The following is a 26,936-nucleotide window of genomic DNA, read 5'->3' as shown; positions in this document are numbered from 1 at the left end:
TTAACGATCAAACTCCATCGTTCATGCATCGTGAGTCATCCATTACCACCTGCTTCAGTTGCTGCTCCAGGTTGAATACATACTCCGAGGCGCTTCGGGCCTGACCACTGGCGCGAAAGATCGCGCGTTTGTCAGCCTGGAGTAGGCCTAGCCAGGAGTCGATGTAGCCCTCGTGCCGCAGCTCTCCCTGTATACCGGCGTAGGCACATAAAAAAGCAGCGCCCATCTCGGCGACCAACTCCTCAAACGCGTAGCCTGGCGAGCCGAACGTACAGGCTGACGTCAGGCCTTCGCGCTGCAACCGAGCTTGATGCCCGGTCCAGTGCGTCAGCTCATGAAGTGCCGTGGCGTAGTACCCGCCTTCATCTTGAAATTGTGCTTTTGTCGGCAGTTGGATGAAATCCCTGATCGGATGGTAAAAGGCTTCGTCGGCAGGTCGATGAACGATGCGTGCACCTGAACTTAACAGCAGGTTTTCCGCGGCGCTGTTGGGCTGGAAGGGATCAGTCTGTTCCGTTTCGAGCAGGGTTTCATTGAGCATTTCGAGCCCCTCCGTTTGCTCGATGTTGAACAGAAAATGTGTTCTGAGAATGCCGAAGTAAGCGACCTTGGGCTGACCATTTTCGTCGAGTACGGGGAGGCCTGACTCCGTCTGTTCCTCGCGCTCCATCGGCTTGTAGAGCACAGCTAGGGCACTTTGCTCACCCTTACGGATGTGCCCACCGGCTTTTTTGGCTTGGTTGAAGGTCAGCCAACGATCTTGAGTGAACCCCTGCAACCTGGCCTCGGCCCAGAGCAACGGTAAATTGATCCCCGAGTAGGGACGATGCGTGATGGCGTTGATGGGGTAGGGTTGATGACCAATGTAAGCTGAGCCACTTGAGGACCATGGTTTGATCCAGGGGGCAACGCCTTGATCCAAAGCGGTAACGATCTTGTCAGTCACGTCTTGGTAGATATCGCGCATGGCATTTTCCTCGAGAGAAAACGGAGGAACGCCTTGCCCGTCGGGGAGGGTTCCCCGGTGGGTGATGGTTGGATTGATGCGGGTCTTGCATGCTGTCTGAGTGTGGATCGGGGTACCGAGTACGGTTATCTGCGTTTAGCGTTGGCCTCTCCTGCAAGCGCTATCAGCAAGGCGCCAGGCTGACCCGGTTCTTGGAGTAGGCTGAGACTCAATTGCAGCAACGGGTCGTGGTCTAAGTGATCTGTTGGTTCAATGTGGATTACCTCGAACAGCACAAAGGGCTCGTGTGGAGAGGCCAGGTGAGCCTCGAAGGCTGCGCGCAATACGTGGCTCAGCCGATCGACCTGCAGCTTCACAGCGTGATCGGAGCGCTCGAGCAGTACTGCGCGTTGCCACGCGCTAGGAGTGAACACGATGGGCAACCGAAGGGTGTTCAGTGTTTCCGGTGTAAGTGAGTCGGGCATGGTATGTCTCCGTTGAAAACGCGAAGAAACCTGTCCCGTGCGGGAAAGATTTCCCCGCAGTGGGTTGAAGAAAAACAAGAAGGTTTGTCTGGCGAGCAAAGCTCGAAAGGCGCTCAGGAGAGCAGTAGGCGTTCATCACCGTAGCAACGGTCACCGTGCGAGCCACCGAACGCTAATCGCACTTGGGGAGAACCATCACCAAAGTGACGTAGCCTTGAAGGCTCTGGCTACCTGGGCAGGGTGCTGTCGATAACAGCGATCCGTACCTAGTATTTAGCCGGACGATTTATATGGGTCAATCACTGTAGAGAAGCTGGTTCACGGGGCTTGTCTTCTGTCTTCCAGTGAAGATTTTTCGGCTGGGCAAACTGATAAACGGTCAGGCACGGACCGTTTTCAGTAGTAGGCTGTTACTCCTGTCTCACCATGAAAACGCTCAAAAGAGGGCGAGACCATGCCGACTCAGCAACCTGTTCGGAATTCACGTGCCCACCGCTGGGCGTATACCTGTGGCATGTCGATAAAACGCGGGTATCGCAAGTTGAAAACGTTTGAGTCCCGCGTGGTTGAGCGTGCGGTGACGGCAGGTATGCCTGCAGGTAAATTGCTTGTTCGCGGGTGTTTTCTGACTGCCAAGTTGGCGTTGGTTGGGGGACTGCTCTTTATCGGTTTCTGGCTGGTCGCTTCTGTTGTGGTGATGATCGCTGTGATTGCTTTTCTGCAGTCCCAGGTTGTCATTGACACGGATCTTGAAGGGGATAATCCAGGTCCAGACTATCTTGGGGCTAACTCCTATCTTGGCAACTACGATGACAATGGCCACTACATAGGTCATTTCAAATCATCTGATGACGTCAGATGAATTTCTTCGTAGCACCCATCAACTGATCTGTTCCTTTCCCCGCTGCTCCATGCGCGGCTTTGYTTGCACCTCCTAACATCCCCTCAAGGCTGTTGCCGATTGAGTAGCCAGCCCAGCTCATGGCGACCAAAAATAGTCCAGGCAGCACCAAGAACATCGCCCCCATCACGTACTCGATCACCTGCGCGGTGACAGTCCCATACATAAGCCCGGATGTGGGCAGCGACAACAGCACCTGATTGGACGCCGAAACCTGGTTGTACAAGGTGTCGAGCATGCTGGAGTCGACCCAGCGGGCCAGTTCCCACCAGAAGCTCAGCATGTGCAAGGTGAACAACGCAAACGTCACCGTCATGACGGTCTTCAACTGGTAGGTACTGACCAACAGAATCAGCGGCAAGCTGATGATGACGCCCATGATCAGAAAAGCCTGCACCATCGGCAGGGCGGCGCGTAGCGCATTCATTGCGGGAAAATTACTGAAGGATCCCAGTGCCAATCCGGTATTGGTGGCCAGGTTATTGAGGCCCTGATTGATCGAGCCGCCGCGGGCACTGGAGCCATAGTCCTGGTACACCTGCCCGGGCGACATGGACATTGATTGCTGGCGCGGGCTGACCAGCTCGCGCAGGGTGGCGTCCTCAATCTCGTTGCTCGAGCGGCCAGCCAACCACCCTTTCAGCTGAGTCAGCAGTGAAGGATCGACCTGCTCAATCAAACGCTCGCGCAAGCCGACACCACTGTCAGTCCACCATTGTTTGCAAGTGGGGTAGCCCGCGCCATTCTCCAGCCGCGGTAATGAAATGTCGCGGCTTTCGTCATACGGCCAGCTGACGCGCGGTGTGCGTGAACGATCCGTATCGTAGTAGCCGGGCGTGTCGAGAAAATAGCTTGAGCCGATCCAAGACGCGTCGTGACTTTGCGCCTTGTCCAACTGGGGGCGATTCGTAAACAACCGAGAACGGGAATAGCCATAGCAGTCGCGGGTGAAGTCGGTGACTTCCTGCAGCAGCACCTGGCTATCGATGCGCGAACTGTCGATCTCCATGCGCATCTGCCGGATATCCGGTGCGCAGGGGATGGAGGCGGTGGCCGCGGCGGTTACCCCTTTGCTCAAGGCATGCACCAGAAACCACCAGATCGGCACGTTGGCAGAGCGTTCGCCAATGGTATTGAAGGTCGTCCCCCAGGCGGTTTCTGCTGGCTTAGCCACACTGACTCCGCAGCGCTGGCTCGCTACATCATCGAATGTCATTGACGAGAGGCTCAACGGAAAGACAGGCGCGCAGCCGAACAAGACGACGATGTAGGCCAGCCACAGCCGGTTCTCGATCCGCGGCACCGAGAGCAGTCCCTTGTTGTCTTCATCCGCGCCTTGCTGACGGGCCGACAACCATTCCTGCAAGATGATTGCACCAAAGGGCGCGGCGAATAGCCCGGTGTCGGACAGGACACTCCAGAGGCCGTTGTTGATGATCCAGGCCAGCAGGGAGAGGTAAAACTCCAGGTAGCTGTTGGTGCTCATGAGCATGGTGACAACCTCACAATCGGGTGAACTCGACGCAGATGAAGAGTGCGAGCCCCATTGCCCAAATGCGCTGCACGCGCAGTCGATCCTGTGGTCGATGTCGGTAGCGCCGAAGCAGGTCCCACCAGAGCGCAAAGAGGGCGACGTAGAGCAGGACGCGCCACCACCGCAGATAGGGCCGTACGGATTCGAATGCCTGCTGCCAGACCTCGAAACTGCCCAGCGCAGTGCGGCCGATCCAGGCGACCAGTGCGGCGCTCAGGATCATCACCGCGGCAATCCCCAGACCTGAAAGCAAAGTGAATAGGAGTGAGCGTTTCATGGCTCACTTGCGCCTGGCGTCAGCATCATTGAGTCGTCCCGGCTCCGGGTCGCCTTGCTCGACGGTGCGCGAAGCATCGGCACCACCGGCATGCCGATCGAGCACCAGGCTGGCGGTGTTGGTGGCCAACATCTGCCGGACCTGCAGTTCGGTCTGCAGCAGGCGTATTTCGCGCTCCAGGGCGTCGATGTTTTTCGTCAAAGCGCTCTGTGCTGGCTCGGCGGAGGCGATATTGGGTTCGTGGCTGCCCGCCAGTAGCGTACGCAGTAGCAGGAGCGCCTTGTCGAGTACGCTGGACAAGGCCGTCTCGCTGGCCAGACGCCGTGCCAGCAGATCCTGGTCGGGATCATCGCGCAGGGCTTCGATCACACCACGGGTCACCGGCAGCATCGGGCTGGAGGCTTTAGCCAGATTGTCAGAAGTAGGCGGCAGAGAGCCGGACAGCAACCCTTGCAGGGCCTTGAGGCGTTCGCTGTAGGCCTCCTGGATCAGCGGCGTCAATCCGCTGCCAGCGGTCGCACGCAGGGTTTCGCAGGTGTCGCAGGTCGCGACTTCGCTCTCGCCCAACACGCGAACAGCCCATTCGGTTTCCTCTTGGGGCGAGGCCCAGGTCTGGCAAATAGCGCCGCCTAAGCAGTCGCTGCTACTGATTGACTCACTGTCGTCCACCGTCCGGTTATGCAGCAGGTTGTAGCCCGCGCGCACTACGTCGGAGGTCACCCGGATGGGCGTCTGCCCGCTACCTCCAGCCTTCTGCCCGCCGACCCAGGACACCCCATTGTTGCCGTTATGGGTCTCGGTATTTTTTACCGCAGCCACCGCATCACCGCCGGTTTGCTCCAGATTGCCCTGCATTTCTTGGTTCTTAGCCAGCGCGCCCCAGCCGGCTTGACCGACCTTGTCCGCCATCTTTTCGGCCATGGCCTGGCAGGTCAGCTTGGAGCGGTCGAAGTCGATACGCCCCTGCATCACCCCGTTGCTGAGTAACTCATAGAGTCCGGGGTTGGCGCGCTGGATGATCAATGCTGGCAGCGACATCACGGCTTGGGTCGCGTTCTGCACAATGCTGCCCATGATCTGCTGGAAACCTTCGGTGGCGCCGTTCAGCTGGTTCTGCAGGGTATTGGTGAGGCTCATGTTTCCGCACATCATGTTTGCTCGCCAGGACCCGCCGACACCGAGACCACTGGGTCGGTAGAGCGAACTCGGTGAGCCGACTGCCGAGCCGCCACCAATGGTGTACATCACTCGGTCGTCGAGTACTTCGCCTTGAGTACCCAGGCGGTAATCGCCCTCGGCGGCGTGGGCATGAGTGGCCATGGTGAGCAGTCCGTAGAGCAACAAACTCACCACGCCCAACCATGGTCGCGCGCGAAGTCGACTCATGAAGCACCTCCTTCGAAGTCGATGCTGAACAGGAAGGTCTGTCCCTCACGTTTGCAGCAGCTATAGGGCCGCCACAGTGACCAGGCGTAGCCGCCATCCGCGCTCTGTACCGGATCGCTGGGGAAGATGGCGCATGTGGGCTGCACCTGGGGGTAGAGCAATTGCCATTTGTGGGTCGAAGCGTCGTTTTCAACGATCGGACCCGGCGGCCAGTAGCCGTCGCGTTTGGCGGGCGTGAGTGGTAAGTACGCATGCGGCTGCCGATTGCGGGTAATCACATCGCCGGCCCGTTGCGCCATGACGGCGGCCGCCTTGAAATCGTCGGGCTGCACCAGAAAACCCTGCCGGGGATAAACGTTGCCCCACATGTTTCCTGAGGCCTGACGACCGATTTCACGGATCCCCGGCATGAGCGACTCGGGGTAAAGACTTTCCGGAATGCCATGACGCCAGGCCAGTGAGTCCAAGGTGCTCAGGTAGTAGGGCATGAACGCAGTAGCGCCGCTGGCGCAGGCGTAGCCTGATTGCGAAGCCAGTTGTGTTGCGATCCAGCCAGCGGGGTGACCGATGCCATCGACGTTCTTGAAGCGGGGTAGGTTGTCGCGCTGGGTGTTTGGCGTGATCAAGTTACCGCCACCTTCCGCACCACTGATGGGAGCGGAGAGGGTGGCCATCTCGGTCCAGGGATTGTTGCCGGTGGTGGCGTAGCTCGAGACCACCAGCTCAGGAATGAAATGACGAACCTTGGTCGAGGTTTTGACTGTGCAGCCGAAGGGCGTGCAGAGGAGCCAGAAACAAATGCCGACGATCCGGTAGTCGAGACAGCTTGGAGAAAGCACGGAGGACGTGATGCTGCCGGTGTCCAGCGCCATGCTTGGGCCGCACGCCAGCAGGACGCTCAGCGCCAAGGGCCGTAGCTTTGTGGGCGGGATTGACGAGCAGGCAACAGGCATGATCCAGGCTCTCGGTGTATGGCCTGGGCAGGTTCGGTTAGGGACTGAAGACTGTCAGTGGAAATTATGAAGGCGGGTCTATCGGGTTTGTGAGACGTGAGACTATTATTTGACGTGAAGGGCGCTGCGCAGGATGTCGGGGTCCACAAGTAACTGATCTGCGGTAATTTCGAAAATATTGGCGAGCTTGCACAGGACCAACAGCGACGGATTGCCCGTGCATCGTTCGATTTGACTGACGTAGGTGCGATCCACCTCGGCCATGAGCGCGAGCTGCTCTTGGGTAAGGTTTTTCACGCGTCGCATCAAGCGGATGTTTTCCGCCAGATGCAGACGAAGCTGTTCGTAGTCTTGAGTCATGCGCGCAAATTGCGCTTTGAGGGACTCTCAATCCACGGGATATAGTCTACATTGGTATTGATCTAGGCCATTTGATGCTCATGCCTGTTATTGAGCATTCATTTGGTGACGTTAAACTTTTTGAAGCTGGGCCCAGCGTCTAACAAAAAATCAAAGTCTAGGGTGTGTATGGACGAAAACTACATTTCAATTCCGGCGGCGGATGGTTGCCCAAGTCTTCTGACACCTTGGGGCAACGAATTTGCCTCGATGATCGAACGTGGTGTGCAATGCGCCCAGGCTTGGCTCGATACGTCCGACGAGATTCCACTGTGGTGGGAGTTGGCACAAGCGCGCAAGACCTTTCCTGTCGGTGACTGCCAGGATGCCTTTGAAGCCGGATTCTTGTTGAGGATTCAGCAGCGGCTAAGCAGTGTTTCACCCAGCCCAAATCAAAGCTGAGAAAAACGACGTTTAAGACGCGTTCATACTCATGCTTGAACGGCTCTCGGAGTTCAGCAAGCGTTTCGGCTGCCGAAGCCCCAATACCAGCGCTCTCGCAGAGTTGGTATTGGGCAATCGCCACCAGCTTCTAGTTAACCGCGTCTTTCAGCGACTTACCGGCTTTGAACCTAGGCGTCTTCGCGGCTGCGATCTTGATGATGGCCCCAGTCATGAATTTTCAGTACGGTTGAAGAGAAGGTTACGATAAATCAGTAGGTTGACGAAAGTTATTCCATTCCTTTCGGGATTTTTTCACTTTAAATGAAATTGGCGAAGGTTTTGATCTTTTTATTTGAGTATCTATGCGCTGTGCCTGTCCACCCAATTACGCTGAGACGAGTTGCTCCTCTCGCCGAGCCGCTCCCAGTGAGTCACCATTTCAAAGCCGATTGGTTAATTCGACGATAATTAGGTGGTCATTAACAACGTATTTAGGTGGTTAAGTAGGTGTAATGTCGCAATATCAACTAGAGGCAGGGGGCGCCATAAGCTCAATGTCGTTCGGCGACAACGACTTGAAACGCAAAGCGAAAAGGTAGGAAAAGTTGGGATCAAGAAGTCGCCGAGGATAGATACAGTCCTGAAAATTAACCTGCACTGGCAGTTAATAATATTTCGGCTATTTGCTTGTTTAGTTGCGCGATTTTTACGTTGCCGGAGGCGTGCGCAACAACCGTTGTTCCGGTAATAAGGCTTAGAAACTGTGGGAGAATAATGTCTGCCTTTTCAGGTTCCACGAACAGGGATAAGCGCACCATAATGAAGTTAGCCCATTCATCGAAATGCACGCTGACTTTGGCGCGTAAAATTTTCGATGCGTCGTCATTAAAGTCATTCAGACCTCGGGCAAATGCGCAGCCTCTGAAATCTTGTTCAGAAAACCAATATTCAAGGAAATCAAAAATTGCCAACAGTTCAGCTTTTGGGTCGCCGCTAACTCGCGCAGCGTATTTATTAAGGTTTGTAAATCGAAGCCAATGCCAAAAATCCAAATAGGCGGCAATAAGGTCGGCCTTCGAAGGGAAGTAGTTATAGAAGGTTCTCTTCGATACACCGCTCTCAGCGATAATTCGATCAATTCCGACGGTGTGCACACCACGTTCATTAAAGAGGATGATTGCCGTCTTTAATATACGATCCCGTGGCTTGAGAGATGCAATGTCCTCGAAGCGAAGGTCTTTGAAACCTGAAGCAAAATTCGTCATGGAAACCCTCCAGGTTGCACCGTAGCAGGGGTACACAGATCTGTCTACTTTTTTCTTGAAAGGGTAGACAGATCTGTGTACTTTTAGCTGGCTGGCTCGGCCCAGTCACAAAATATTCAAGAGCGCTGGAGACACAAAATGCCCAACTTCAATGATTTCTCTTTCAAAGCACAGCCTTGGTACAACGAAGCGGAGTTCCGCCCGCTCTTTGCCAAGGCGGTGAGTCTCAACACCATCGTCATCCACTGCTTCGATCCACGTGCTTCGGAAATACCGGCCGTTGTTGCCAAGCATTTTGGTGAGGTCTACCCAGGCGAGAACGTTCTCGACGAAGCTGGAAACCGGGTAGGACATACGACGACCTTGTTCCCAGTGTCTGTCGCTGGTGGTCGGGCCGTCGCAGGTGTGCAGTCGATCGCCACGATGGTCCATCTCTTCGGCATCGAAAGGGTAGTGGTTGTGCACCACTCATTCTGCGGTGCTACGTCTTTCACCAACGAAGGCATCATTGACGCGTTCAAACATGAGCACGGCAGCGATATTTCCTCGGCGTTTGACCATGACAGCATCTGCATTTCGGATTTCGAGACCTCGCTCAAATACGATGTCGGAGTTGTTCGAGCAAACCCAGGGGTGCCAGCGCACGTGAAGATCTACGGCTTCTTCTACAATATCGATACGCTGGAACTGACTGAGGTAGTGAGCGACATTCCTGACCAGGCCAAGGCCTGATTTCAGAGCGGCGACTGACAGTGTTGGTCGCCGTATTTACGTGCAGTTGGATGTGGTCTTCAGCCCCCAGGTGGCTGCACGTCTCTCATTGAACAGCCCTCGACCGCCGAATAAATGGCGGTGCGGCCGTTGCCGACTCTCGCTCGGAGTGGAACGGCAACGTTGAACTATTTACTTAATTGTTAAGCTGTTTTAGGCGATCGATGAAAACCCCGGCGCTTGGGTCCCTGACATCTCGCCTGTGCTAACCACGCACGTGAAGGTCTGGTAGGCGACTCGCTACAGTATTCTCCCTTAGCCTACTGCTGACGATCTCGCTGCGCTCCGCTTTATCGCATGCTCGACAAGTATCCACAGAGCTTTCCCTTGTAAGCGTCCAACTCGTTTGTATTTTTAACACTGATTCAGATCGCCACAACGTCAGTTGGCTTATAAGATGTTTCGGAAGGGCAGAAGCCAGGCTGCGAACTACTACCTAAGTAAGTCGCAGTCTGGACATTCTGTAAGCAGATTAAACGAAAGGAGGTAAATCAAGTGCGTGCGGAACTGTTTCCACCAGCCCACTTGTCACGGCCTTAAACGAAACTTCAAATCGCGTGCCGACGAGGTGTTCAAATGCTGTCGCGCTGAACACGCTGTAGAGTTCGTCTCGGGAGTACTTGGCGAGCACATCTTTTACTGATTGTTGAGACATTCGTGACACACCTGTGCCGAAGACATCACAGATAGCGCCGCGCGTAACCAAGAATGCCTCTGCACCATGTTCCTCAGCCGGAACGTGATAATTAAGGTGCACCGCAATGGCGTGCGCCACCGTATCGGCATGCGCGCGCGCGAAGCCCTGTCCTAACAGGAAGTCTCGTGCGTGCACGCCACCGTTGACGGCGAAGCAACAGTCACACGGGCGCGGGTCAGCTGTGGGTGTTAGGCCAAGGTCGTGAAGCATGGCCGAGGCGAAACCTAGTTCACGGTCAAATTCGATACCATCGTGCAACGCGATCATTGACCCGAAGTAGTAGGTGCGCCAGCAGTGTCGCATCAAAGTCGGCTTATACAAGTCTTGAACATAGGCTAGAGACTCTCTAACCATTTTGGTATCAGGCGGTAAAAGGTCATCGATGGAAATGTACTTTGGATTCAGAAGGCCAAGTCGGTGGCGTTCTGCATCCAGCTTCTCTTGGCTAAATATGTACTTCAAATTTTCGATGAGCTGGACTTGTTCGCTCTCACGGAGAATGCCTTTGGTGGATTCTCCCCATTCCACGGATCCGACTGAAACATCGAGTGCGCTTGATGAGCTAGACACAATCTTCATTCTTAACTCCTGGACGTTTTCGTCACGGTGTTGCGACTACTACTTATTGCAATTCAGCAAAGTGCTGTAAGTAGGGATTTGATTTTTTACTGTCCTGCCGAAGCAAAATGGTCCGAGAACCTCGCTGGGTCTGCGCTCCGATCTTGCGACAGCTACCTGCGGGCTTTAGAGCTACCCGCATGAGACTGAGAATACGGGGGGAGGTTTGTGGTAACCATTGGCGATATCGACATAATCGGAGTCGATATCGACACTCTTCGCTTTCGCCGGCTAACTGACATCAATGACCTCGTGCGCTGTCGCATGCTGCTCGCGGAACCATTGGATCGGCCACTAAATAGGCTTCCACCCCATGTAGTACGAGGCCCCGCGTCCGGTCAGCAAGGAGGCCGCGTGGGTGCATAGACTGGTCGACCCGCTGAACGGTCATGATCATTGATTGACAATAGGTGCGTACGCTCCTATCTTGAATTCCACATAGGGGCATATGCTCTTATCGTGAATCAACGAGCATATGCTCTAACCAATTGAGAGGATTACGAACATGAGCGCAGCGGATATTCTTGTAAGCGGTGCGACCGGGCGAACTGGTGCAGCAGCAATCGATGAACTGCTTAAATTGGGCAAGAGCGTCCGCGCTTACGTGCGTTCGGACGACGAAAGGGCTGCTGCTCTGCGCCAGCGCGGAGTTGAAATTGCTATTGGCGATTTCACCGACATCGATGCTATTCGTGCGGCAATGGAAGGAATTCGCGCGGCCTATTTCCTTTATCCACTGGCACCTGGGATCGTCGAAGGTGCAGCCTATTTTGCCCAGGCAGCGAAAGAGGCTGGGGTAAAGGCAATCGTGAACATGTCGCAGATCTCCGCGCGCCGCGATTCCAAAAGTCACCTGGCGCAGGATCACTGGATCTCAGAGCGCGTTTTCGACTGGTCAGGCGTACCGACAACGCATCTTCGCCCCACTTTTTTCGCAGACTGGCTGGCGTATCCTCACTTTGCAAAAGAAATCTGGGCCAAGAAAAAAATCGAGTTCCCCTTTGAAAATGGCCGTCACGCGCCTATTGCTACTGACGACCAAGGCCGGGTGATTGCCCATATCCTGGCTAACCCAGCGGGGCACGAAGGTAAGATCTACAGCCTTCATGGCCCGGTCGAAATGAACCATACCGAAATCGCCGCCGCCATGAGCGAAGTGCTTGGCGCGGAAATCCAGTACGCACCGACATCAATCGAGGCGTTCGAGCATAAGATGGAGCACGAGTACAAGTTTCCAGCGGCTCTGGTACAGCACTTGGTCGAGGTTGCTCAGAACTACCGCGAGGGTGTCTTTGCGGGTGTGAACGACGTAGTCGAGAAGGTTACCGGTACGCCCGCACTGTCGGTGCAGGCCTTCGTGGAAAAGTACCGAGACGTGTACGTGTGACCTGAATACCCAGGGCACAAAAAATCAAACAGTAGTGAAGAGGAAGTAGAGATGCTGCCGGTGAAACAACCACTAGGGATCGACCATTGCAACTGTTCCGCCATAAGGAAGGCGAGCCGGCAGATCACCCGTTTCTATGATGCGCAGCTCGAGCCTTCGGGGCTTCGAATCACTCAGTACCTTGCCTTGGCAGCGCTTAATGAATTGGGAAGTGCTGCAATCAATACCCTTGCTGAGCGGCTCGACATCGAGCGCACGGCGATGGGAAAAATGACCGGCCTACTGGAGCGCGATGGATTGATCTCGATCAGTCCTTCGCCATCCGACGCCAGGAGTCGCCTCGTTGAATTAACCGAGGCGGGGCGGAACTTGTTTGAAAAAACAGCGCCTCTATGGGAAGAGGCTCAACGGCAATTTGAACGATTGAACGGCACGGAACAAGTAAGTTCGTTGCGGCAGGGGCTGGCTGCTGTGGTGGTCGGTGATATCGAGCGCGTTGTATCGAATGACTGAGTTATTGCACTGCCTTCCAGGGCGAACCCGTGCACAACAATCACCGACAGATTCCTCCGAGTCCTGCCTTCGTATCAATTAGCGGATCTGTGCAGTCACACGCGAAGCTATGCCGCTCAACGATTCGAGCTTCGTTGCCTTTTCATACAACCCATATTCTTCGGGCTGCTTGGATCGATTAAGCCAAAACGCACGGAAACCGAACGCATGAGCCCCAATGGCATCCCAAGCGTTGGATGAGAAAAAAGCGATCTCTTTGGTCGACGACACATTCAGTGCTGCTACTGCAATCTCGTAGGCCGCCGGATCCGGCTTGTAGATTTGTACCTGCTCAATGGAAAGGCACTCATCAAGCAAAATATCCAAACCCGCAGACCGAACCGCGCTTTCCAGCATCCGGGGAGATCCATTCGAAAGGATCGCTGTTCGTACGCCAGCTTCGCGAAGGCTGTGCAATGCTGCTGGGACTTCAGCGTAGGCGTCCAGCGTCAGGTAGCTTGTTAGTAACGTCTGTTTTAGCCGCTCATTCTTCACATTGTAAAAAGCCAGGGCATAGTCGAGTGCTGCCTCGGTTAACGTCCAGAAATCTGTATGGCGCCGCATCAGGGTATGAACCCACGAATATTCCAGTTGCTTGGTGCGCCATAAGATCGATATTTCGCGAGCGTGCTTACCCAACTCATCGGCATGTCTTGCGACCGCAGAATGGACGTCGAAAAGAGTCCCGTAGGCATCAAACACGCAGGCGGAGATTCGTGGTGTGGTCATGATTGCCCCTAAACATTCTTAACTGGTTAACAGGGTTTGGAGCTCGCGCATTTGCTTATCGTGCAGCGCTCTCTGTAGCGTTAAAGCGCTTAATCGATGCATCAAAGCCTTGGGCTGTTTCTGAAAACTCGCTGGCGTCGCTGCTCTACTATGCCCTAGATACTGAATGGGGGCGTAAAGCGCTCTCAGTTGCGTGGGCGTGAGACGGATTTCGGCTATCGCTGAGTGAGATCAAGAAAGGTCATCACGCTAAAGCCAAAATGAGCAAAGGTTTCACGAGGACAGAAAACCTCAAACCCCGCTCAGCCCACCTGCTTCTTTCAGCCGGCGGGTCATCAAAGAGGCACCACGCCTGCTGGAGTAGTTTGGTGCGGAAACGAAAATTTTCGATCACTCAGAGCTGCCGTGTTCGGACGATGCATCTGATACCCATCCCAGCGTCGCGGAGTTATGCCTATGGGTCTCGAAGAACAGCGACCTAGAGACATTCGTGAATGTCCTCGGGCTAGGACGCAGGTGGACGGAGTGACCTCAACGTCGCTGGCAATGTGGCCGCCTATTGGATAGAGCGCACCTTCTCGGTAGGCACCTACTTAAGCCGCATCAAGCTAAAACGGCTTTAGCTAAAGGGCACTGAGCTTCCACTCCTTTAGCCGTACGACGCGATATCCGGTTTTTAAGGCTACACGTTTTTCTTTAGGCTTTCGGGGCTACCAGTGCACAGACCATCCATCACCAAGTTCATCAATCTGGCGAGACGCGAGCGCCATTCACTCTGGACATCCATTTGCCATATTCCAGCGATGGCTAGAAAAAAGTCGTCGTTAGTAATCCCGCTACGAATCGTTCCGGCCTTTTCATTTGCCCTCAGAAGCGACTCGGCAGCTGCCTGGACTGGAGCGTATCCCGACTTCCCTGGGAACTCGTAAATAGACGCAGCTTGTTGTATCGCAGCAGCGAGTCCTGCCTTTGTCATTGCATATTCAGCGAGGCAGTCCATCCACTCTCGGAGGGCCTCCTTAGGTGGTTTTGTCGCGAGCAGCACTTCCGCCAACGAGGCCACCTGCTGCATTTCGAATTGATAGACCTCGAATACCAGCTTCTCTCTGGTAGGGAAGTGGCGATAAAACGTTCCCTGTCCTACCCCAGCCTTCTTCGCAATCGTACTCAGCGGAACCGCAGGATCGCTAGTCAGCTCTACCACCGCGACCTCCAGTATCCGTTCCCGGTTTTTCTTGGCGTCAGAACGCATCACCAACTTGTCAGTCATGAGCAAATTTTTCCTCCACTGCATTGCTAAGCGGACAGTTGTCCGGTACGGTTTGCAAGTGGACACTTGTCCGCTTACTCAACGTTTCTGGAGTTTACTATGAACAGTACTGGCAACACGATTCTGGTTACTGGCGGTACCTCAGGTATCGGCCTTGGTCTGGCACTTAGGCTTCACAAGGCGGGCAATAAAGTCATTATTGCGGGACGTCGCAAGGCTCTGCTCGAAAAGATCGTGTCGGAACATCCGGGTATTGAATCAGTATTGCTGGACGTCTCCGATCCACAATCCATCCAGGGCAACAGCGAAGCGCTTGCGATCAGCTACCCGAATCTGAACGTTCTCATAAACAACGCTGGCATCATGCATTGGGAGGATCTGACTGATCCGGAAAACCTGAGCACAGCCGAAGATATCGTGACAACGAACTTACTTGGCACGATTCGTATGGTGTATGCATTTACTCCCCAGCTGATCAAGCAGCCCAGTGCCACGATTATGAATGTCAGTTCAGCTTTGGCATTCGTTCCGCTGCCTGCAACGCCGACCTACAGTGCAACCAAAGCGGCAGTTCATTCGTTCACTCAAAGTCTTCGAGTGCAGCTAGAGGCCTCGTCAGTCGAGGTTGTCGAGCTTGCGCCGCCGGGGGTACGTACTACTTTGCTTGGGCAGGAAAATGACGAGCATGCGATGCCCTTGGAAGAGTTTTTAGATGAAATTTTCGAACTGCTCGAGATTTCTCCGACCCCACCCGAACTCGTAGTCGAGCGCGCCAAGCCATTACGGTTCGCTGAAGCGAGCGGTGCACATGATGAGGTGTTGAAAATGCTTGCGGGATACAAACCACCGGCAGAGTGACGATTACCTTGTAGGACGCGCCTTGCGTCCAGGCAAGCAGATTGCCTCTGCCTACCTGGAGGCACAGTTTCTTCTTGCTCCGATTCATATTGGGGAAAGGTGGGCAAAGCTGATCACCCAATTGGAGCTCTTGGATGAATGCGGTGCGCAATCTCGCGCCCGAAGGTTTGGCTACCAGCAGAGCACTCTGTTACAGCCTGAAACGCTGGCTGACGCAGATGGCAAGTGGGATTGGTCATTCGCTACCGCATGACCCGACGTCCGCCTCAAATCGTAGGGACTGTAAGGCATAGTCTACTTAGCCAGATGAGCCATTCGTCGAGGGCAGAAGGCGTCGGTTGACAGCAGAACTCTCCTTCTAGAATATATAGTGCACTATATAATAGCGAGCTATGAAATGACTTCGAACCGGAAGCGGGTGGGTACCCAGCTGTCTTTTTCACTCTATGCGGCGGCAAATCGGGTGGTGCGATTGCACAAACCTTATCTGGAGCCGTTGGGTCTAACCTTCCCGCAGTACCTGGTCATCTTGGAACTTCTAAACGGCTCGCCACTTACTGTGGGGGCCCTCGGAACCCGGCTTGCGATGGACGCTGGAACCATCACGCCATTGCTGAAAAGGCTTGAGGCTGCCGAGCTCGTCAGCCGCACACGGGATCCTGCCGACGAGCGTCGCGTGATGATCGACCTAACGCCTAATAGCCGCATGTTGGAAGCTGACATTCGGGGAATCACTAGCAAAATTAAGTCAGCTTGCCAGCTTGATGAGCGGGGTATCGATGAGCTTCGGCAAACACTCGATGCGCTCGGTCATCCGGCAACCGACTGAACATTTTTCACATTTGCACAAAGAGGAAATCATGACCATTTCAATGGCTAGATTTGATGCTGATACAGCGATGGATGAAACCCTACAATTTCAAAAGACGGCCCGTACGCGTCGGTCTTTTCGTGGATTTTTAGACACCCCTGTGCCCGATCAGACCATTCAGGAGATGTTGAAGGATGCCCAATGCGCTCCCTCTAACTGCAACACCCAACCCTGGGATGTACACATCGTTCGTGGCCAAAAACTGAAAGAGCTTTCGCAAATTCTCCACGCGAAAAATACTGCTGGCGAATTCACGCCAGACTTTTCGTTCGATATGGATGCTTTTTACGGCATTTATGGGGATCGTAAGAATGCACAAGGCAAAGCCTACTACGAGGCTATGAATGTTATGCGCGAAGACAAGGAGGGGCGCCGGCGCGCGGCAGCCATGAACTTGTCCTTTTTCAATGCCCCCCAAGCGGTTTTTTTATTCATGCCGGTGTTTGGTGACAGTGTTCGAACTGCTGGCGATATTGGCATGTACGGGCAGACCTTCCTACTGTCGCTTGCTGCCCGAGGGTTAGGCGGCATTCCACAAACCTCGCTTGGTTTCTATGCAGCTACGATCCGAGAGGCGCTAGGCATTTCTGAAGAAATGAAAATGCTCTTTGGGATGTCATTCGGCTACCCGGATGAGAGCGCTCCAGGCAACCGCATGCATATGGATCGTGTGCCGATTACCAACAGCGTGACCTTTCATTCTTGAAGAGTCGTATTTACTTGAGTCAGGCGACATGCATGCACACCCCAAATCGCGGGGCTTCGCGACACGCTTAATTCATTCGCACACCCAGCCAACCAGTCACTTAAGTATTGGTTGTAGGTAAGGAGGTTATTGAAGTGAAAATCGGAATTATCGGCGCCGGCAATATTGGGGCTACCCTTGCCCGTAAGCTCGCTGCGTGCGGCCATGAAGTTAAACTGGCAAACTCGAAAGACCCTCAGAGCATTCAGAACCTTGCCAATGAAATCGGCGTACACGCGGTGACCAAGGAAGATGCTGTGTCCGAGGTAGACGTTGTGATCCTCTCGATCCCCTTCGCAAAATACCCGGATCTCAAACAGACGTTGAGTCATGTCCCCGAGAAAGTCGTTGTCATCGACACGTCCAATTACTACCCGGGACGCGACGGGGCGATTAAAGAAGTTGACGACGGCAAGCCTGAGAGCGTTTGGGTAAGCGAGCAGATTGGCCGCCCGGTCATTAAGGCATGGAACGCCGTCCTCGCAGCTACCCTTGCTGACAAAGGCCAACCAGCCGGGTCTATAACGCGTATAGCTCTACCTGTAGCTGGGAGGGATATCACCGCTGAGGCAATCGCGCAGGATCTAGTTGAGGATACTGGCTTTATCGCGCTTGCCGCTGGCAACCTTGAAGACTCATGGCGTCAGCAACCTGGTACACCTGCCTACTGTACCGAGTTGACATTGCCGGAGCTGAAGTTGGCGCTGCAAGCGGCAGACAAGGCACGGGCGCCTCAAAACCGCGACGTACTGATCGCCAAGTTTATGGCACCCGGCAGTCAGTTTACACATGAGCAGATTGTTGCCACGAATCGCGCTATGACGACCTGACTACCGGATTAGGTGGGATCCATATCTAGACTCCCACCTACTTGATGACGTCGGTAAGCTCAGCTGTTTACATAAAAAGGGTGCGGTGCAAACGGGCGCCAAACTCAGCGTCTGGATGAGACCGCGAATCTCCCATTGTTGGCGCAGTAAGGTGTTCAGGTTTTACTTTCTGACAAGTTTTTTGCCGCAGATCCTGGCAATCGTAGCCGAACTGCCAGGATCAAATTTCGTCGAGTGAGAAGGGGAAGGGTTACTTCATGTCGTCGCTGTCAGACGCATTCAGTGCTCGTGCATCGACGTCCAGCTTGACTGACTCCTTCTTGCCGGTAGCGTCTTCCACTGTCAGTGTCAGAGGCACTTTGTCACCTTCCTTCACTTGGGCGGATAACCCTATGAACATCACGTGGTAGCCGCTTGGGTCAAAGACGACGGTTTTGCCAGCAGGTAACGCGACCGAATCAACGGGGTCCATATGCATCACTTCGTTTTGCATGGTCGTTCGATGAATCTGGACCATTTTTGCAGCCGGGGATTGAACGTTAACCAGTTTACTGTCCGTACTGGACGTAACCTTCAAGAATGCTCCGGTTGATTGCTGCCCAGGCACGGTTGCCCGAATCCATGCGTCTTCAATTTTGGTCTGAGCGCTCGCTTGCCAGGCCATTCCCAGCAGAGAAAAAAGAAGCGCGATTTGCCCCAGAGGCTTGATGAGCGATTTTTTGTAGGATTGAGATTTCATTAGCTGACCTTAATGACAGTGAGTAGATCTTCCGCGCATTCCTGTTCCGTGAGCGACTGACTCAACCCAAGACACAGCGTCCCCTTGGAGTCATAGACATAGCTCATTGCGGTGTGAGAAATGGTGTAGGTCTCGCCGAGGGGGACTTTTTCATAGATGACGCCAAATTCTGCAGCTGTTGCCGCCGTGACTTCGAGGCTTCCATACAGTGCCTCAAACGTTGGATCGAAAGTTTTTACATAGGCGTCCAGGACGGCTGGCGTATCGCGCTCCGGATCTAACGTGATAAAGACGACCTTCAGTCGGTCGCCATCAGGACCTAAAAGTTTTTTGATTTTTGCGGCTTTGGACAGTGTGATAGGGCAAACGGCAGGGCATTGGGTAAAGCCAAAAAAAATCATCGCGACCGAGCCCTGATAGCTCGACAGTGTCTTTTGATTGCCTTGCGTGTCGTTCAAGGTGAACGAACGTCCGCGAGTTTGACCTCTCAAATCCCAGCCGTTTTTAAAGGTCGAAGCGAAGCTATTGAAGCTTACAAAAATGCCCAGGCCGAGCACACCCATGCCTGCGATCACGTTGCGGCGAGTTAAAAGCGTATTCATGTGCAGGTGCCTATATGAAGATGAATGTGCTGCCGAATTTCAGTGTGTGTGCTCCTCCCTGAGCTAAGGATTTAACGAAAAGCATCAGAATTCGACACCCTAGCGGTTTGCGCGAACGGAGCCACCAACCGCATGAATTGACCTATCTCGTTTTGCTCAACTCGCAGCTGGGACTGTCGTTGCGATTTTCTTTTCCTGCTGTCTGATCGTCATGATGGCTACCGCAGCGATCAGACAAAGCGCACCGCCTGTGAAGAATGCAGGCAGGTAGCTCAGGAGTGTCACCCGTGACCAACCGGCCCCAAAAGCGGCGGCGGCCGCACCGATTTGATGACCGGCAAAAATCCACCCGAATACAAGTCCTGCGCGCTCCGCACCAAAACGGGAGGCCGCAAGACGCACGGTTGGAGGAACGGTCGCGATCCAGTCGAGGCCATAAAACACAGCGAACAATGAAAGGCCGTAGATCGAGAAGTCAGTGAAAGGCAGCACGATCAATGACAATCCACGAAGGCTGTAATACCAAAACAGCAGGTGGCGGTTGTCGAAGCGATCGGACAGCCAGCCGGACGCGATGGTACCGACAAGATCGAATACACCCATGGCAGCGAGTAAGCCGGCAGCTTTCACCTGCGAAATACCAAAGTCGCCGCACATCGGGATCAAGTGAACTTGCACCAGGCCGTTGGTTGTCGCGCCACAGATGAAGAATGTTCCGAACAGGATCCAGAACACCTTGGTTTTTGCGGCGTCGCGCAGGGCGCCGATTGAGGCGGCGATGATCGACGCGCTGCTTGACGTAGGTACAGTGATCGGATCAGTTCCGACATCTCCGTAGGGCCTCAAGCCCATGTCACTCGGACGATCACGCATTACCAGCAGCACCGCCAATGCAGCAATCACCAACATGACGCACATCAAACCGAGAGCCCAGCGCCATCCCCATTGGTCGGTGATGCTTGCGAGAATCGGCATAAAGATAAGCTGCCCAGTCGCTGTACTGGCGGTGAGAACGCCAACGACGAGACCTCGACGAGCACTGAACCAACGCGACGCGACAGTGGCGCTGAGTGTCAACGCGGTCATGCCAGCGCCGATGCCGACTGCGACGCCCCACAAGACTACCAGTTGCCAGACCTTCGTCATGCCGAGCGAAAGCAATAGGCTGACCACAATGATCGTCAATGCAGTGAGGGTGACATGGCGCAAGCCGTATCTGTTCATCAGTGCGGCGGCGAAAGGAGCCATCAGCCCGAAGAGCACGAAACGGATCGAAAGGGCGGAGGATATCTCCACAGTGTTCCAGCCGAACTCCATCTGCATCGGCACAATGAAGACACCCGGTGCACCTACCGATGCAGCACTGATCAGGGCGGTTAAGAAAGTGACCGCGATCATGGCCCAGCCGTAGTGAATGTTACGACGGGCGAGAACGCTCGAGAGCCATCCGGAAATCATAGGTACTCCTTTTTTGTGGCACTCATCGCCACTACGATTGCAAGAAAGTGAGAGCTGTCGAACGATGAATTCAACAGCTTTTTAGCGGCTCTCGCCTCGCGTACCGTGCGTTTCAAGCTCCAAGGAATCACTCGTCAGTCTTCATTCGACCGAGGTATTCAACATCGCTGAACAACAGGAGAACTAGCGGCCTGCCGGCTCCTAGCCTGCGCCCGATACAGCTACGGACGGGACTGGCTGCTTCTTTTCGCAACCGGGTGATTCCGAGCGAAGTGCTTGCCGCAAAAGGCATCGCTCGCGTTACCTCGGTTTGAACTTCTACCCAGCCTAGTCACTGTCAATGGCGAGCTTGTTATTTAAATTATTATCGTCATATGAAGCGATGTATCACATCGCGTTTGGCCAACCAGAAAGCCTCCTCCGTGAGTATTTGGATCTTTTCCGAACCGACCCGACAGGTCGGTTTCTACGGCTGATTTCCTGGGCTGCCGCTACTGGGGGGCTGGATACCGGATATCTTGCATCCACCAGCAAGAGCTAGCCGAAACCGACTCTATGTGTTTTTCATAGGTAAGAATTGACTGTTTCTGGATGATTTGTGCCAAATTTTGAGGCGGATCTATTCTGGCCTTGTAGGCATACCGAATCATCACTCCACGCGCGGGCCCCGACTTTCACTGCTGTTCACGTGCCTCTGCCAAGCGTCACCGTTCGTTCTCAAGAAACACATTCGTCTATGGGGGGGGCTGCGAAGATCGAAACCCATGCGTTATTCAGGAGAAAACCCGGAGTCCAACAGTTCAGCCGGCAGCGTTACAGATCCTCGAACGCTTTTAATCTCCGCTGCACAGCGGGCCTGACGAAGGATTCCAAGTTTCCGCCAGCCTTGGTACGGCATCTGGTTGAAGTCGCTCAGGACTACTAAGAGGGGGGGGCTCGGCTGTGAATGACGTAGTGGGAAGGGTACCGGCGCACCCGCGCAGTCCATGCAGGCTTTCATTGAAAAATACCGAGATGTCTATGCGTAACCAGTACGCAAATGCTTAAGCAATCATCAGTAGCAGAGAGTCAATATAGAGGTGCTGCCGGTTAGCCAATCGTTAGGTATCGATCAGTGCAATTGTTCCGCAATAAGGAAGGCGAGTCGGCAGATCACTCGCTTATACGATGCTCAGCTTGAGCCATCGAGTCTCCGAATCACCCAGTACCTCATTCCTCTGATGCTCTTAGGTGACAGGGCCCTTAACGACATTTCTGAAGCATTCACTATCGGCACGTGCAACCAGCACGTGGCGCGAATCTGGTGCAAAGTTTTAATGAGCTGAATTTGATCGTAAAGTGCCTGAGTCTCGAGTGAGATTCAGTTCATGCGTCCCTCGACTAGAGAATTTCAGGATCGATGTACGCTGGAACCTTGGACGAAAGCGTTTGCTTCAATGCACGAGTACCTTCATCCGCCAGAACCTCACTTTCGCCCGCCTCAAGGGCATCGTAGGCTTGGCGGACTACGTCCATCGGGTTCGCCTTCGGCACGTCGAAACCCTTCGTGAGGTCGGTATCTACGAAGCCAACATGCAAACCGACCACCTGAATGCTTCTTTCTTTAAGATGCACCCTGATGTTGTTGGTATAGCTCCATGCCGCTGCCTTCGATGCTGAATACGGTGCAAGCATTGGCACGCTTCTCCAGGTGACATCGGACAATACATTTATGATACCGCCCGTGCCATTGCTGGGAAGGGAAGCCTGAAACGCACGAGTCGTTCGCATAAGGCCATAAAAATTCGTTTCGAAGATTCGCCGCGTTTGATCATCTGCGCCTTCGGAAAACGGCGACTCGGTGATCTCCGCAATCCCGGCATTGTTCACCAGAAGAGTCACATCGGATGCGATCCTTGCCGCCGCGATGACGGACTCTGGATCGGTGACGTCGAGCTTGACTGGAACGAGGCCGGGCTCCGTGAAGTCTTCGGGGTTGCGGATCCCTGCATAGACCTTTTTAGCACCGCGAGCGAGCGCCTCACGGGAAAATGCCAGGCCGAGTCCGCGACTCGCTCCCGTCACGAACACGACTGAATTCTTGATCTTCATATTCAAAACTCCAGGGGCAGTGCAATAGAAGGATCGAAGGCCCTTGCTCGGGATGTCCAGTGCTGGCCAGCCCGAGCAGCCCGCTCTTGGCTTTCCTTAAGTACCAGGCAGGAAAGGTCGTATTGCCGCGGCAGAGATATCTGGCGGCGTCAGTCGGCGATTCGTCGTTGAGCCGCCGATGTAGCGCTCGGCGATCCTCCAACCGTTTTCGGTCTCGCGAAGTCGATCAAGCATTGGCGAATACATCCAGATCATCGGTAGATAATCGCTCTCGGTCAGCTCACCGTCGCTCATTTTCGGAGCGTCTTCCGGTACGGCGTAGCGCACAAGAAGGTTGTGATATCGGACTGCGATGAGTCCATTTTCTTCTTCATCAACAATGTGACCTGAGCCGCAACGACTGATTCCTGGAACCAGATAAGGATAGATCTCAGTGAGAAAATGGCGGATGTTGGATTCGCCGCTTACTTCACCCTTGAAATGAATGACCTTCGCATCAGCAGTAAATGAACTGATCATTTCCTCGAGATCCCATGTCTCGAACAGCCAATTGACTCGGTTGACGAAATCAACTGCACTCGCTCGCTTATCGGGATCAATCTTGTGCGCAGCAACTACCTTCGGAAAGAAGCGCATCTTTACCTCCTAAACAAATAGTTAGCACTGACACTGCAAAGCGAATGCTCGGTTCGCTCGTTCCGTCTTACCCCGATTGGGTAAGGTTCGTTATAGTGCGCTTGGCTCCCACCCACGCCACAAGCCTCTGCAGCAACCGGCCTGTCCACTTGGCCCACAAGCGACGGTCATAGGGCGAACAGCCCTTCGGGCATCTCCTTAGAGCTATGTCCTCAGATGTTGCATAAATTGGCGAATAGCCGTTGCGACCGCCTCAGGATTTTCGAGCGGTGACAGGTGTCCAGTGCTAAACATTTCCGTTCTCCGCGTCTATCTACGAGCTCACGAATGGCAGGCTCGCCGAGGAATGCGAGGGGCAGCGAATTTCAGTCTATGCTGTTCGGACGGAGCACAAGTGACAGATCCAAGACTATTTCTGCCACAAATGTTCACTCTAAGCCCGGACGCACGGGGCCACTTCCAATGAAAAAATTGACGAAACCAGCTGCTCCGCCTGCGAACATGAGGCATAAGCGGATTGTCATATTGGGTTTGCCACCGGTGGACGCGCTCGACGTGATCGGCCCAGCGGAAGTATTCGCGTGGGCGAATCAACTGGACCGCGGTGGACTTGCCCCTTACTTGCTCGAACTAGTTAGCTCTGCCGCTGATGTGCACCTCGAGAGCGAAACAGGTATTGCACTCAGAGGGCATAGCACACTCGAGCAAGAGCGGCGTGCGAACAAACCCATTGACACCTTGCTCGTGACAATGGGTTCCAGGTCGTTCGAACAGATCGACCAGGAAGCCATAGAGTGGCTTCGAGCGCGCTCGAAGACTGTGCGACGCGTGTGCTCTATATGTGTTGGGGCGTTCGCGCTGGCTGCCGCGGGTCTTCTGGACGGCCGCAGGGCGACGACTCATTGGAGCGTGGCACGACGCTTGGCCGAGCGCTATCCCAAGGTACAGGTCGATCCGTCTCCCATTTGGGTGAAAGACGGCAATGTCTACACGTCGGCTGGCATATCGTCCGGAATCGATCTCGCGCTATCGCTGGTAAGTGAAGATCTTGGAAACGACTTCGCCATGGAGATAGCGAAGAATTTGGTTCTGTACTTGCATCGTCCGGGCGGACAGGCGCAGTTTAGCTTCGCGCTTCAGTCACAGCATGCGCACAATTCAAGTCTGAGCGAATTATGCCTCTGGATCAGTGAGCATCTGCATATGGATCTCACAGTCGAGATAATGGCAGCCAGAGTTTCAACCAGCGTCAGAACGTTGATACGAATGTTTCAGCGAGAATTGCAGACCACACCTGCAAAATACGTCGAAAACGTCCGGCTGGAGGCTGTCTGCCGTTCGCTTGCGCTTGGCGAGAAATCGATGCACGACATCAGTCGCCGGAACGGTTACCACAGCGTCGACGTGCTCAGGAGGGTATTTACGCGCCGCTTCGGCTTGAGCCCAATGGAATATTCCCACCATTTCGGCAAAGGCACCGAGCCGACGGAGTCCGGTTGATATCGGCCTCCAGCTCCGACAAGCAATACCCCCAAACCTACCTTCTGAGGCATGAACCGAGCAGGCTGGAGAAAATCATCGGCCAATATGCTGGGTTCTATGGCGACGTCGATCCGGACGACTTCCAGCGGCGATCAAGCAGAGTACGCGTTCTGTAAAGAACGTGGGCAGATAGCTCAGCAGTGTGAATACTACGTCGGGCGAGGACACTAGAGAGCCATCCGGAAAGCATAGGTTTGCTTCTTGGAGAGGGCGTGGAACTCATTGCCTCTCATAGTTACAAGGTAAGCGGCCTGAACAGGTGATAAGTGAACAACCACGCACGATCCGCGACCTGGTACATACTCATTCTCGCGAGAACTCGGCAGCCCTAAACGGATAAGCTTAAGTATTCCTCATCAGTAAAAATTGGCTGTTTTTGGATGATTTTTGCCAAATTTAGAATTTGCACGTGGGCCGAGAATCTGGTTGTCAGAGTGCTCCCCAAAATTGCGACTACGGATTCTCGAAAGCTCTTATTCCCCGTTGTACGGCAGGTCTAGCATCGACTGCATTGAACCACCGCGATAAGCGAGGCAGCGTTGCCCAGTTCAATTTGTCACGTACTGATGCAGCAATGGTGAACGCTGAGATATCCGCCATGGAGAAATGATCGCCAGCCATGAAGGCGTCGGTAAGAAAACTTTCCGAATAGACCAGTTGCTCGATGACAAGCCGCTCGATCTTTGCAGCTGCATCGTCAAGTCCAGTTTGGCGCAAGAAGAAAGCTGCATGGCTAGGCGCAATGACGTCAGTCACGAAAAAGAAGTACCGATCAAAAACCCGATCACGTTCCGATCCAAGTTGTGCGGGTGCTAGCCGGCCGGGAGCACTAGCGTCGGCGAACTGAATGATTGCGTTTGATTGATTGATGATCCGTGCCGGTACTGATGTGTTATCAACCAGCGTCGGGACTTTTCCAGCGGGATTGAGCGCCAGGTACGCCGGGGCGCGGTGCTCAAGTGCCCGCAGATTCAATAGGCGTGCCGTGTACGGCACACCTGCTTCTTCCAGGGCGATTGCAGCCCTCAGGCTGTTGCCGGTTTGGGCGCCGTACAGCTCTATAACAGCGTTCATCAGACACTCCCTCGCGCGGGATTTGGTTAGGCACGCGCTGCCTCAGGATGCGAGGTCGGGGCGACGGCGATGCCATTCGGTACTCTGCTGAAACACGTGGCCAAGATTCAGTAGCCTGTCCTCGGAAAATTGCGCTCCTACCAGCTGAAACACAATAGGAGTCGTGCTTTCACCCACGCCACAAGACAATGTTACCGATGGTCCGCCAATCATGTTGAACGAGCGAGTAAACGTGTGCAGTGCTGTGATCATCTTGAGATCGACATTGGTCATCCGTTCCTTTTCTGATCTCGTAAGGGCTATGGGGTTTAGGTTTTCTCGTTGAAACATTTCAATAGTTCACTTCGAAGCCAGACCTCGGCCGGATCAGATTCATCTGCGCGGCGCCAAACAAGACAGATAGCAGTTTTTCCGAGTGCGGTTTTCTGTAGTTCAGGCGCTAAATTGGGTGCGTGGCCTACACCCACTGAAATGTCGCCAGACATTAACATCTCAGACATTTGTTCGGCACTTGTATACCGTACGACTAACCCTACACCAGGCATTGCTGACGTGATTCTCTTGGTCAACGTAGAGAGCGGAGCGGGTGCAATGTCAAGATTGACACCGATGTGAAACTCAACAGGGCTGATCATTGGCTTAACGTTGCTCATCGCACTCACTGCAGTACAGACTGAATCCAGAGCTGGGGTAAGCATATGTGCAGCGCGTATTGCCATGGCTGTGGGCTCCATCTTCCGCCCAATGTACTCAAACAAGGGGTCGTCAAGCAGTGTGCGTAAGCGCTTCAGCGCTGCATTGACAGCCGGTTGTTTTAGCGACAGCTTCTCCGCTGTACCAGCCATACTCCGCTCTTGAAACAGCGTCTCAAAAATGACTAACAAATTAAAATCGATACCGTACAGATTGCTACGATTCATTGGTTACGGTCGCTTT

Annotated in this window: 29 protein-coding genes and 2 pseudogenes; 11 read left to right on the top strand and 20 right to left on the bottom strand. The window is 54.0% G+C overall.

What is annotated here, in order from left to right:
• Window positions 1–7: 7 nt before the first annotated feature.
• Entirely contained in the window at window positions 8–967 is a 960-nt protein-coding gene (locus AC1D2Q_RS11810) for an ArdC family protein (protein ID WP_477813278.1), read from the bottom strand.
• Between the two features lie 125 nt (window positions 968–1,092).
• Entirely contained in the window at window positions 1,093–1,431 is a 339-nt protein-coding gene (locus AC1D2Q_RS11805) for a hypothetical protein (RefSeq protein WP_477813277.1), read from the bottom strand.
• A 454-nt stretch (window positions 1,432–1,885) separates the two neighbouring features.
• Here AC1D2Q_RS11805 and AC1D2Q_RS11800 point away from each other — a divergent pair, with 454 nt between their 5' ends.
• On the top strand, window positions 1,886–2,293 hold the full coding sequence (locus AC1D2Q_RS11800) for a DUF3742 family protein (protein ID WP_122419340.1): 408 nt from the start codon (window positions 1,886–1,888) through the stop codon (window positions 2,291–2,293).
• On the opposite strand, the gene AC1D2Q_RS11795 is transcribed toward AC1D2Q_RS11800, so the two are convergent.
• The 5 genes from AC1D2Q_RS11795 to AC1D2Q_RS11775 form a co-directional block, all read right to left on the bottom strand.
• Window positions 2,286–3,824, bottom strand: coding sequence for a conjugal transfer protein TraG N-terminal domain-containing protein (locus tag AC1D2Q_RS11795; protein ID WP_477813276.1), 1,539 nt, complete (start codon window positions 3,822–3,824; stop codon window positions 2,286–2,288). The two genes, AC1D2Q_RS11800 and AC1D2Q_RS11795, sit on opposite strands and share 8 nt — an antisense overlap.
• Window positions 3,825–3,834: 10 nt before the next feature.
• On the bottom strand, window positions 3,835–4,143 hold the full coding sequence (locus tag AC1D2Q_RS11790) for a hypothetical protein (RefSeq protein WP_477813275.1): 309 nt from the start codon (window positions 4,141–4,143) through the stop codon (window positions 3,835–3,837).
• A gap of 3 nt (window positions 4,144–4,146) precedes the next feature.
• The gene (locus AC1D2Q_RS11785) at window positions 4,147–5,529 is read right to left on the bottom strand and encodes an integrating conjugative element protein (protein WP_477813274.1); all 1,383 of its coding nucleotides are present in this window, start codon (window positions 5,527–5,529) and stop codon (window positions 4,147–4,149) included.
• The gene (locus AC1D2Q_RS11780) at window positions 5,526–6,482 is read right to left on the bottom strand and encodes a TIGR03756 family integrating conjugative element protein (protein ID WP_477813273.1); all 957 of its coding nucleotides are present in this window, start codon (window positions 6,480–6,482) and stop codon (window positions 5,526–5,528) included. Before AC1D2Q_RS11780 ends, AC1D2Q_RS11785 begins: the two co-directional genes overlap by 4 nt.
• 105 nt (window positions 6,483–6,587) lie before the next feature.
• Window positions 6,588–6,842 (bottom strand): helix-turn-helix domain-containing protein, encoded by a 255-nt coding sequence (locus tag AC1D2Q_RS11775; protein ID WP_477813272.1) that lies wholly within the window; start codon window positions 6,840–6,842, stop codon window positions 6,588–6,590.
• Window positions 6,843–7,010: 168 nt separating this feature from the next.
• On the opposite strand from AC1D2Q_RS11775, the gene AC1D2Q_RS11770 reads away from it, so the two are divergent.
• Window positions 7,011–7,283 (top strand): LasR-specific antiactivator QslA, encoded by a 273-nt coding sequence (locus AC1D2Q_RS11770; RefSeq protein WP_427544440.1) that lies wholly within the window; start codon window positions 7,011–7,013, stop codon window positions 7,281–7,283.
• A 130-nt stretch (window positions 7,284–7,413) separates the two neighbouring features.
• Here AC1D2Q_RS11770 and AC1D2Q_RS11765 read toward each other — a convergent pair.
• Window positions 7,414–7,494: pseudogene (locus AC1D2Q_RS11765) on the bottom strand (HU family DNA-binding protein); the annotation flags it as partial.
• 418 nt (window positions 7,495–7,912) lie between these two features.
• Window positions 7,913–8,530: a TetR/AcrR family transcriptional regulator gene (locus AC1D2Q_RS11760; RefSeq protein WP_477813271.1), complete on the bottom strand. Its 618-nt coding sequence runs from the start codon at window positions 8,528–8,530 to the stop codon at window positions 7,913–7,915.
• 138 nt (window positions 8,531–8,668) lie between these two features.
• On the opposite strand from AC1D2Q_RS11760, the gene AC1D2Q_RS11755 reads away from it, so the two are divergent.
• On the top strand, window positions 8,669–9,262 hold the full coding sequence (locus AC1D2Q_RS11755; RefSeq protein WP_193861952.1) for a carbonic anhydrase: 594 nt from the start codon (window positions 8,669–8,671) through the stop codon (window positions 9,260–9,262).
• 511 nt (window positions 9,263–9,773) lie between these two features.
• Here the strand turns inward: AC1D2Q_RS11755 and AC1D2Q_RS11750 are convergent.
• Complete coding sequence (locus AC1D2Q_RS11750; protein WP_427544446.1) at window positions 9,774–10,577, bottom strand: HD domain-containing protein; 804 nt, start codon at window positions 10,575–10,577, stop codon at window positions 9,774–9,776.
• A gap of 544 nt (window positions 10,578–11,121) precedes the next feature.
• On the opposite strand from AC1D2Q_RS11750, the gene AC1D2Q_RS11745 reads away from it, so the two are divergent.
• Complete coding sequence (locus AC1D2Q_RS11745; RefSeq protein ID WP_063321028.1) at window positions 11,122–12,003, top strand: NmrA family NAD(P)-binding protein; 882 nt, start codon at window positions 11,122–11,124, stop codon at window positions 12,001–12,003.
• Between the two features lie 51 nt (window positions 12,004–12,054).
• Window positions 12,055–12,516 (top strand): MarR family winged helix-turn-helix transcriptional regulator, encoded by a 462-nt coding sequence (locus AC1D2Q_RS11740; RefSeq protein WP_063321029.1) that lies wholly within the window; start codon window positions 12,055–12,057, stop codon window positions 12,514–12,516.
• A 78-nt stretch (window positions 12,517–12,594) separates the two neighbouring features.
• Here AC1D2Q_RS11740 and AC1D2Q_RS11735 read toward each other — a convergent pair whose 3' ends face one another.
• Complete coding sequence (locus AC1D2Q_RS11735) at window positions 12,595–13,284, bottom strand: haloacid dehalogenase type II (RefSeq protein WP_063321030.1); 690 nt, start codon at window positions 13,282–13,284, stop codon at window positions 12,595–12,597.
• 316 nt (window positions 13,285–13,600) lie between these two features.
• On the opposite strand from AC1D2Q_RS11735, the pseudogene AC1D2Q_RS11730 reads away from it, so the two are divergent.
• Window positions 13,601–13,735 (top strand): annotated as a pseudogene (locus tag AC1D2Q_RS11730) (arsenical resistance protein ArsH); the annotation flags it as partial.
• 231 nt (window positions 13,736–13,966) lie between these two features.
• Here the strand turns inward: AC1D2Q_RS11730 and AC1D2Q_RS11725 are convergent.
• Complete coding sequence (locus AC1D2Q_RS11725) at window positions 13,967–14,554, bottom strand: TetR/AcrR family transcriptional regulator (protein ID WP_063321031.1); 588 nt, start codon at window positions 14,552–14,554, stop codon at window positions 13,967–13,969.
• 99 nt (window positions 14,555–14,653) lie between these two features.
• Here AC1D2Q_RS11725 and AC1D2Q_RS11720 point away from each other — a divergent pair, with 99 nt between their 5' ends.
• From AC1D2Q_RS11720 to AC1D2Q_RS11705, 4 genes are all read left to right on the top strand, one after another.
• A complete protein-coding gene (locus AC1D2Q_RS11720) occupies window positions 14,654–15,412 on the top strand; it encodes an SDR family oxidoreductase (RefSeq protein WP_427544455.1) in 759 nt (252 codons plus the stop codon).
• 397 nt (window positions 15,413–15,809) lie between these two features.
• Window positions 15,810–16,241 (top strand): MarR family winged helix-turn-helix transcriptional regulator, encoded by a 432-nt coding sequence (locus AC1D2Q_RS11715; protein ID WP_063321034.1) that lies wholly within the window; start codon window positions 15,810–15,812, stop codon window positions 16,239–16,241.
• A 31-nt stretch (window positions 16,242–16,272) separates the two neighbouring features.
• Entirely contained in the window at window positions 16,273–16,989 is a 717-nt protein-coding gene (locus tag AC1D2Q_RS11710) for a nitroreductase (protein ID WP_477813270.1), read from the top strand.
• A gap of 107 nt (window positions 16,990–17,096) precedes the next feature.
• Window positions 17,097–17,858: an NADPH-dependent F420 reductase gene (locus AC1D2Q_RS11705; protein ID WP_477813269.1), complete on the top strand. Its 762-nt coding sequence runs from the start codon at window positions 17,097–17,099 to the stop codon at window positions 17,856–17,858.
• A gap of 250 nt (window positions 17,859–18,108) precedes the next feature.
• Here AC1D2Q_RS11705 and AC1D2Q_RS11700 read toward each other — a convergent pair whose 3' ends face one another.
• From AC1D2Q_RS11700 to AC1D2Q_RS11680, 5 genes are all read right to left on the bottom strand, one after another.
• A complete protein-coding gene (locus tag AC1D2Q_RS11700) occupies window positions 18,109–18,597 on the bottom strand; it encodes a copper chaperone PCu(A)C (RefSeq protein WP_063321037.1) in 489 nt (162 codons plus the stop codon).
• A complete protein-coding gene (locus AC1D2Q_RS11695; RefSeq protein WP_063321038.1) occupies window positions 18,597–19,199 on the bottom strand; it encodes an SCO family protein in 603 nt (200 codons plus the stop codon). The genes AC1D2Q_RS11700 and AC1D2Q_RS11695 overlap by 1 nt, the downstream gene beginning before the upstream one ends.
• 156 nt (window positions 19,200–19,355) lie before the next feature.
• The gene (locus tag AC1D2Q_RS11690; RefSeq protein ID WP_008071429.1) at window positions 19,356–20,657 is read right to left on the bottom strand and encodes an MFS transporter; all 1,302 of its coding nucleotides are present in this window, start codon (window positions 20,655–20,657) and stop codon (window positions 19,356–19,358) included.
• Window positions 20,658–22,037: 1,380 nt separating this feature from the next.
• On the bottom strand, window positions 22,038–22,748 hold the full coding sequence (locus AC1D2Q_RS11685; RefSeq protein ID WP_008071430.1) for an SDR family oxidoreductase: 711 nt from the start codon (window positions 22,746–22,748) through the stop codon (window positions 22,038–22,040).
• Between the two features lie 96 nt (window positions 22,749–22,844).
• Window positions 22,845–23,384, bottom strand: a complete 540-nt coding sequence (locus tag AC1D2Q_RS11680; protein ID WP_008071431.1) for a hypothetical protein — start codon at window positions 23,382–23,384, stop codon at window positions 22,845–22,847.
• 462 nt (window positions 23,385–23,846) lie between these two features.
• Between AC1D2Q_RS11680 and AC1D2Q_RS11675 the strand changes: the two genes are divergently transcribed.
• A complete protein-coding gene (locus tag AC1D2Q_RS11675; protein WP_427544470.1) occupies window positions 23,847–24,884 on the top strand; it encodes a GlxA family transcriptional regulator in 1,038 nt (345 codons plus the stop codon).
• 495 nt (window positions 24,885–25,379) lie between these two features.
• Here the strand turns inward: AC1D2Q_RS11675 and AC1D2Q_RS11670 are convergent, their stop codons facing one another.
• The 3 genes from AC1D2Q_RS11670 to AC1D2Q_RS11660 are packed head-to-tail and all read right to left on the bottom strand — an operon-like array spanning window position 25,380 to window position 26,920.
• Window positions 25,380–26,000, bottom strand: coding sequence for a glutathione S-transferase family protein (locus tag AC1D2Q_RS11670; RefSeq protein WP_008071433.1), 621 nt, complete (start codon window positions 25,998–26,000; stop codon window positions 25,380–25,382).
• 42 nt (window positions 26,001–26,042) lie between these two features.
• Window positions 26,043–26,273 (bottom strand): hypothetical protein, encoded by a 231-nt coding sequence (locus tag AC1D2Q_RS11665; protein ID WP_427544473.1) that lies wholly within the window; start codon window positions 26,271–26,273, stop codon window positions 26,043–26,045.
• Between the two features lie 35 nt (window positions 26,274–26,308).
• Window positions 26,309–26,920 carry a LysR family transcriptional regulator gene (locus AC1D2Q_RS11660; protein WP_008071437.1) on the bottom strand — a complete coding sequence of 204 codons (612 nt, stop codon included), beginning with the start codon at window positions 26,918–26,920 and terminating at the stop codon, window positions 26,309–26,311.
• Window positions 26,921–26,936 lie beyond the last annotated feature (16 nt).

The organism is Pseudomonas sp. P1_A1 (assembly GCF_056406935.1).
This window is presented reverse-complemented; position numbering and strand designations above follow the sequence as displayed.